5 protein-coding genes are annotated in these 6,284 nt (G+C 75.4%); 2 read left to right on the forward strand and 3 right to left on the reverse strand.

All coding sequences use genetic code 11. From position 1 onward, the window contains the following. Positions 1–65: 65 nt before the first annotated feature. On the reverse strand, positions 66–755 hold the full coding sequence (locus ACFXAM_RS07010; RefSeq protein WP_380288202.1) for a hypothetical protein: 690 nt from the start codon (positions 753–755) through the stop codon (positions 66–68). 31 nt (positions 756–786) lie between these two features. Continuing rightward, positions 787–2,265 (reverse strand): insulinase family protein, encoded by a 1,479-nt coding sequence (locus ACFXAM_RS07015; protein WP_380288204.1) that lies wholly within the window; start codon positions 2,263–2,265, stop codon positions 787–789. 122 nt (positions 2,266–2,387) lie between these two features. Between ACFXAM_RS07015 and ACFXAM_RS07020 the strand changes: the two genes are divergently transcribed. Both ACFXAM_RS07020 and ACFXAM_RS07025 read left to right on the forward strand, forming a co-directional pair. Further along, positions 2,388–3,140 carry an SMI1/KNR4 family protein gene (locus tag ACFXAM_RS07020; RefSeq protein WP_380288206.1) on the forward strand — a complete coding sequence of 251 codons (753 nt, stop codon included), beginning with the start codon at positions 2,388–2,390 and terminating at the stop codon, positions 3,138–3,140. Positions 3,141–3,311: 171 nt separating this feature from the next. Beyond that, positions 3,312–4,229, forward strand: a complete 918-nt coding sequence (locus ACFXAM_RS07025; RefSeq protein WP_380288208.1) for a hypothetical protein — start codon at positions 3,312–3,314, stop codon at positions 4,227–4,229. Positions 4,230–4,299: 70 nt separating this feature from the next. Here the strand turns inward: ACFXAM_RS07025 and ACFXAM_RS07030 are convergent, their stop codons facing one another. Continuing rightward, the gene (locus ACFXAM_RS07030; protein WP_380288210.1) at positions 4,300–5,847 is read right to left on the reverse strand and encodes an alpha/beta hydrolase; all 1,548 of its coding nucleotides are present in this window, start codon (positions 5,845–5,847) and stop codon (positions 4,300–4,302) included. Between the last annotated feature and the right edge of the window lie 437 nt (positions 5,848–6,284).

Raw genomic sequence — 6,284 nt, forward strand, 5'->3', positions numbered from 1 at the left:
CCCGCCCGGCCGGAGCTCCCCGGTTCCTCCCGGTCCACGCCGACGGGCTGACGCCCGCCCCCGCGTCAACCGGCCGGTCGCGCCAGCTCGTAGCTGATCCTTCCGAGCCGGTTCCGGACGACGAACCCCCGGTCCGACCACTCGGAACTCGCGAAGACGTCGCGCAGGTCCAGGTGGTTCGGCCGCTCGGTCATCCACCGGACCTCGGGCGCCGCCCCGGACCTGCTCGTGAGCTCGATGCGCCACGCCTCCCCGACCTCGCGGTTCAGACAGCGCACGACGCGCGCCCGGACGGCCCTGTCCGGCGAGCTCCTCGCCAGCCGGGGCACCGGCAGTTCGAGGCCGAAGTCCCGGTGGCGCAGCGTCGCGCAGGCCCCGCGGATCGCCGCCTCGACCGCAGCGCCCCGGTTGTGGCGTCCTGCCAGGTCGACCAGCGCGTCCTCGAGCACGGCCGGCAGAGCGGTGTCCCGCGCCCGGGGCGGGAGGGCCCGGAGCCTGCCGAGGTCGACGTTCTCGACGACGTACTCCGACGCCCCGAGGGCCTGCCAGTGCTCCCGGGACGGCGCCCTGCCGGGCGCGCACGTGATCCGGATCTTCGAGCAGCCGTCGATGTCGAGCCCCTTCGGCAGCAGCGCGACCACGCCCTCACGGACGTGATGGGCCGGCCATCGGAACGGCACCCCGTCCGACGTCGGCGGCGGCGCGTCGGCGGCCGTCGAGGCGGCCGCCTCGACGGCCGGCATCGTCAGCCTCACCGACGCTCCTCGGCGGGCCGGCCCCCGGGGCTCACCCGGTGGCGCGCAGGGCCGAGACCGGGTAGCGCAGGGCCTCCGGGACGGCGGCGTCGATGGTGGCGATGGCCGGGCCGAGGCCGGAGAAGAGTTCCGGGGCGACCGGGACGAAGCAGTTGCCGAGGCCCTGGAGGATGCGGCCGGCCTCGTGGACCTCGACGCCGACCACCTCGGTGTACGGGAAGCCGTGGATCCGGCCCTCCTCGTCCTGCCACCACGCACCGTCGGCGTTCACCACCAGCCGGACCTTGCGCGCCGCGCCGGACCTGGCCCGGGCGAGCAGCGGCGGCCGGTACTGCGACCCGGTGGGCAGGCTGCTGCGCTCGGAGCAGCCGCCGGCGGGCAGTGCCGATCCGTCGGGCCGGGCGAGGAGCAGCTGCTCGACCTCGCACGGCACCAGCAGCAGCGCCGTCTCCATCGCGGCGGCGAACGCCTCCCGCACCTGGGCCGGGGTCACCTCGGCCTGGAGGGCGAGCTTGGTCTGCGCGTCCAGGTGGGTCTCGCCGAGCAGCAGGTCGGCCGCGCGTTCGACGACCTCCAGGTCGGCGGTGCGCGGGTCGGTCAGGAACTCCCGGGCGCCCTCGCGTTCCTCGGCGAGCTCGGCCTCGGTGGGCTCCTCGGTGGCGAGGCGCAGCGCCTCCTGCCAGAGCAGTTCGGCGACCCGCTTCTCCTGGCCCTCGCGGACGTCGAGCTGGATGCTGCGCTCGCCCCGGCCGGGGCCGACGAAGACGGCGCTGCCGCCGACGTCGTAGCTGAGGCCGTGCTCGTGGCGGACGGTGTCGGTCAGCCGCTGGCTGAGCACGTGGGCGGCGAGCAGCATCGTCTGGTCGTTGAGGTCGCAGGAGAACAGCAGGCCGGGGCCGGGCACGTCGGCCCGGTGCCAGGACGAGCGGGTGGTGCGTGCGGCGGGGTGCGGGGTGCGGGTGGTGCGGGGGCCGGGTGCGAGCGGCAGGCGCAGGTCCTGCGGCGGCGGGCCGGTGAGGGCGAGGACGGCGTTGCCGGCGTGGAAGTGGCGGGCGACGGTGTCCCGCACGGCGTCCTGCGGGATGCGGTCGGCGCCGGGGCCGTTGAAGGAGGCCAGGCCGAGGCCCTGGGTGCCGTACCGGATCGACAGCAGTTCGGCGGTGACCGGGTCGGCCGCGCCGCTGCCCTCGGCGGCCAGCACTCCGGCTTCCTTCTCGATCCGCTCCAGGGGCAGGTCGGTGAGGGCGGTGCAGACGCGGGCGAGGAAGTCGACGACCTGTTCCGGGCGGCCGGTGCAGGTGAAGTCGGTGAGGGTGAGGCTGACCGAGGCGTTGTGCTCGAAGTGCAGCCGGGGCAGGGTGCTCATCGCGAGGTGCTCGACCAGGTGCGTCACCCCGAGGGTGCGGAAGGTCTCGTCCTGGAGCCCGCAGCCGAACATCAGGGTGGCTTCGAGGGGACCGGGCGTCTCGGTCCAGATGACGGGCACGCCGTCGATGAGGTCGTGATGCACCGGGCGAGCATACAGTGAACGGTTCGCCGGTCCGGGAGGGCGATCGGACAGCGGGCGGCGGCAGCGGTGCGGTGTCCCGGCCGGGTGCGGGCCTGTCGTACCCCCGTGCAAGACTGCCCGTCATGCGGGCCGATCCAGAACTTCTGCGGGACCTGATCGCCACCACCCCGGGGATCGTCACCTGGCCCGGCCGTGGCCGTCCGGAGGCCGCGATCCGCGCGGCGGAGTCCCTCACCGGCCCGCTGCCGCGCTCGTTCCGCTGGTGGCTGGCCGCGTACGGCGAGGGCTCGCTGCGCGGCCGCCCGATCGCCACGGTGGAGCCCGTGGCCGGTCTCGGGGAACCGGGGCTCACCGAGGGCCGGTCCGGCGGGGACCGGCTCTGGTTCCACGAGGACGACGACCACGAGCGCTACGGATTCGCCCTCGACCGGGCCGCCGACGGGGAGTGGCCCGTCGTCGCGCACAGCCGGCTCACCGGCGAGGAGCAGCCGTTCGCCGATTCCTTCGCCGGCTTCCTGTCGGTGTGGGCGGCGCTCGCCGGCGGTCTGCGGGAGGGGCCGAACCCGGCCGTCGCCCGGCTGTGGCGCGCCACCCCCGGCCTTCGCCTCCCGGACGGCGGCACGCTGCTCGGCCCGCACACCTTCCGTGCCCGCAACGACGCCTGGCAGGTGCGGACGTACGCGCCCCACTGGGTCCTGGTCGGCGAGGACGGCGCGGGCGCGGGCCTGTTCATGCGCCGCCACGGCCGGGACCGCTCGTCCCTCCACCGCCTCGCGCCCGGCCGCCTCCGGGGGGATGTCGCGGACGACGGCGAGCTGCTGGGTGCGGACCTCTTCGCGTGGCTCGACGGCCTTCCCGGTTCCCCGGCCGGCTGACCCGGGCCGGGCGGCCGCTACGTCGCGCTGCCGGTGTGCCCGACCTCGTGCAGGCCGGCCCGGGCGGCGGCGACGAAGCCGCCGCCAACCGGGCACCCCGGCACGGGTTTTGGGCGGTGGAGGGCCGGGAAGGAGGCCGGCGCGGACGGTTCGCAGGAAGGCAAGGCGCTCATGGCCGGGCACGCCGAGGTCCACTACCGACGCCTCTGCGACGTGATCTCCCGCTACCCGATGAACGTGATCGACGACGAGATCGACGAGATCCGTCGTCTCTACTGCCCCGTCGACGCCACCACCGACCCGCGCGGGTACGACAGGCTGGCCTGGGTCACCGCGCCCCCTGCCGACGCGGAGCGCTGGAACGCCGCGACCGGGGCGCTCCAGCGGTCCATCGCGCGCATCGACGAGCAGGAGGAAGCGGCCCGGCGTCATCTGCGGTGGGTGCGCCCGGCCGCGCGCCCGTTCTGGAAGACCCGTCACGCGCTGCGCAACCGGCGGCTGCGCGCCACGTACGACAGCACCATGGAACGTCTGCGCGACGACGTGCGCACCGCCTACCGGACCTTCCGCGAGCAGGCCGGCGACCTCACGCCGTACGTCCACGCCGAACTGGAGCGCCAGGAACGCGAGTCGCGCGAGTGGCGGGAACAGCGGGAACGGGAGACGCGCGAGCGTGCGCCGGCCCGGGCCGCCGCCATGGCCGAGGCTGCCGGCCGGCCGGTCTGGGGGTACACGCTGGTCCCCCGGACCGGCGGCGACGGCTCCTTCACGATCCACCTGCAGACCGTGGAGGAGGTGCGGGGCCCGCGTGGCGGAGTGGCACGCACCGGCCTCACCCCGGAGCAGGTGCAGGCGGCGCTCGCCGAGGAGCGGCTCCGGGACCGGTACACGAGCGTCATGTGGTCCTCCGAGACCGAGCTCGCGCTCACGGAGTGGCACGCGAGCGGACGGGTGCAGGAGGCCTGGCGCGAGCTCACCGGTGTCCTGGTCGAGCGTTTCCCCCGGATCGCCGAGCAGGCCTCACGGCCGCGCAACCCCGGGGTGTCCGGTTCCGACTACGGCGGCTTCACCGGCTTCGGCGGCTACTGACGGGCCGCCGACGGCCGCCGACGGGCCGCCGGTGACGGCCGGACGAGGCCGCCGTTCCCGGCAGTGGAGGTCACCGGCCGCCGCAGGTGGCGTCCTCGGCGGGCAGCCGGCCCGTGGTCAGGTACCGGGCGACGGCCGGGTCCGCGCAGGACGGGCCGTTGACGACCACGCCGTGGCCCTCGCCGCCGGCCACCGTGACCACCCGCGCACCGTGCAGCGCCCGGCGCATGCCCTGTGCCATGGCCAGTGTCGTGCGGGGGTCCCACGCGTTCTGCACGATCAGGGCGCCGCCGTCGTTGTTCACCACGGTGGCCGGTTCACCGGCCGGGGACTTCCAGAACGCGCACGGCTGGATGGTCGCCCCGAGATCACCGGCCAGCGGGTACCTGGCCCGGTCCCGGATCGCGTCCTGGCGGTACTGCTCGGGGTTGCGCGGCCAGCTGCGGGTGTCGCCGCAGGAGACGGCCCAGGTGACGGCGGCCGGGTTGTCCGCCGGAACGTCCGCGGTGAACGCCCCCGCCCTCGCGCCGGCCCCGGCCGCCACGGGCTCCGACGCAGCCGACGCCGACGCCGACGCGGCGGCCACCGTGGCCGGGGCGGGCGTTCCGCCCGCGGCCGCGGCCTTCAGCGCGACGATCCACGGGGTCACGGCCTCGACGTGGACGAACTCGGCGTACGCGGAACGGATCGCGCCCCCGTCGAGCGCCCCGCCCTCGATCGGGACGGGCGTGCGGTCCGCGCGGGCGACGAGCTCCCAGTACGTCCGCCTGACCTCCGCCGGAGTCGCCCCCAGCCCGAACGCGGCGTCGCGCGCCGCGGCCCACTCGGTCCACCGGGTGAAGGCGAGTTCGGCCCCCGGCGCCCACCCCCGGAACACTCCCCGCCACGCGAGCGCGGGGTCGAGCGCGCTGTCGAGCACGAACCGGTCCGCACGCCGGGGGAACATCTGCAGGTAGACGGAGCCCAGGTAGGTGCCGTACGAGTGCCCGAAGTAGGAGATCCTCCGCTCCCCGAGCGCCGCCCGCACGACGTCCATGTCCCGTGCCGTGTTGCGGGTGGTCAGGTGCGGCAGCAGGTCCCCCGCCTTGGCCCAGCACTTGTCGGCGACCGACCGGGCCCGGGCCACGTCCTTCGCGAAGGTCCGCGCGCTGTAGGGGTGCAGGACGGTCTGCTCGTCGCCCGTCAGGTCGCAGCCGATCGGCGAGCTCTGCCCGACCCCGCGCGGGTCGAAGCCGATCAGGTCGAACCGCTCGCGCACCTCCGCCGGGAGCAGCGGCTCCATCTCCACCGGCATGGTCAGCCCCGGGCCGCCCGGACCGCCGGGGTTCATCAGCAGCACGCCGTGCCGCTCGCCCGGGTTGGTCGCGGCGACCCGCGACACCGCGACCTCGATCTTCCGGCCGCCGGGGTCGGCGTAGTCCAGCGGCACCTTCACCTTCGCGCACTCGAACGCGGCCGGCCGGCCCGCGTCGCAGCGCTCCCAGCGGAGTTCCTGCTGCGCGTACGGCTGGAGCGGATCGCCCGCCGCGAACGCCGTCGCGGGGGTGAGCGCCGCCATCACGGTGGTCAGCGCGCCGACCGTCAGCGCGGAAATCGTTCGTCCGTCTCGCAGAACCATGCCAGTCCTCTGTGCAGAAGTCGGTGTCTCGGATTGCCTCCAGTCTCCGTACCGCCACCTCCCTCCCTCGTCCGACGCGGGGATGGACTCCCGGTCCGCCCTGAGGCGGAGGCCGAGGCCCCGGTCTGGGGCCGGGCTCCTGTTCCCGGCCGTTCACCGCTCAGGGTCGACGGCCCCTCAGCCGGCGGCCGGCGAACGCCCGGTGGGCGCCCGGGCCCACCCCGCGGCACGGGCCCGCACCGCCCGGGCGCGCCGGGCCGCCCGGTTCGGTGTCCCCGGCGAAGGGCGCCCCCGCCCCCTAGTACTCCAGCAGCGCTTCGCTATCTGGCCTGGTCAGAGGTGTCGTGGGGAGTCTAGCGGGCTGTCGGTGGGACAGAGGCGTTCTTCGTGGAGCGTCCCTCTCCCGGGTGCAGTCGCCGTTGGTAGTGGCAGTGGCG

Source organism: Kitasatospora sp. NPDC059462 (assembly GCF_042749955.1).
In the GTDB taxonomy this organism is placed as follows: domain Bacteria; phylum Actinomycetota; class Actinomycetes; order Streptomycetales; family Streptomycetaceae; genus Kitasatospora.

Excerpts from the sequence above, each read along its gene's own strand:
- ACFXAM_RS07020 (WP_380288206.1), top strand. The coding sequence starts at position 2,388 with ATGCGGGCCGATCCAGAACTTCTGCGGGACCTGATCGCCACCACCCCG.
- ACFXAM_RS07025 (WP_380288208.1), top strand. The coding sequence starts at position 3,312 with ATGGCCGGGCACGCCGAGGTCCACTACCGACGCCTCTGCGACGTGATC.
- ACFXAM_RS07030 (WP_380288210.1), bottom strand. The coding sequence starts at position 5,847 with ATGGTTCTGCGAGACGGACGAACGATTTCCGCGCTGACGGTCGGCGCG.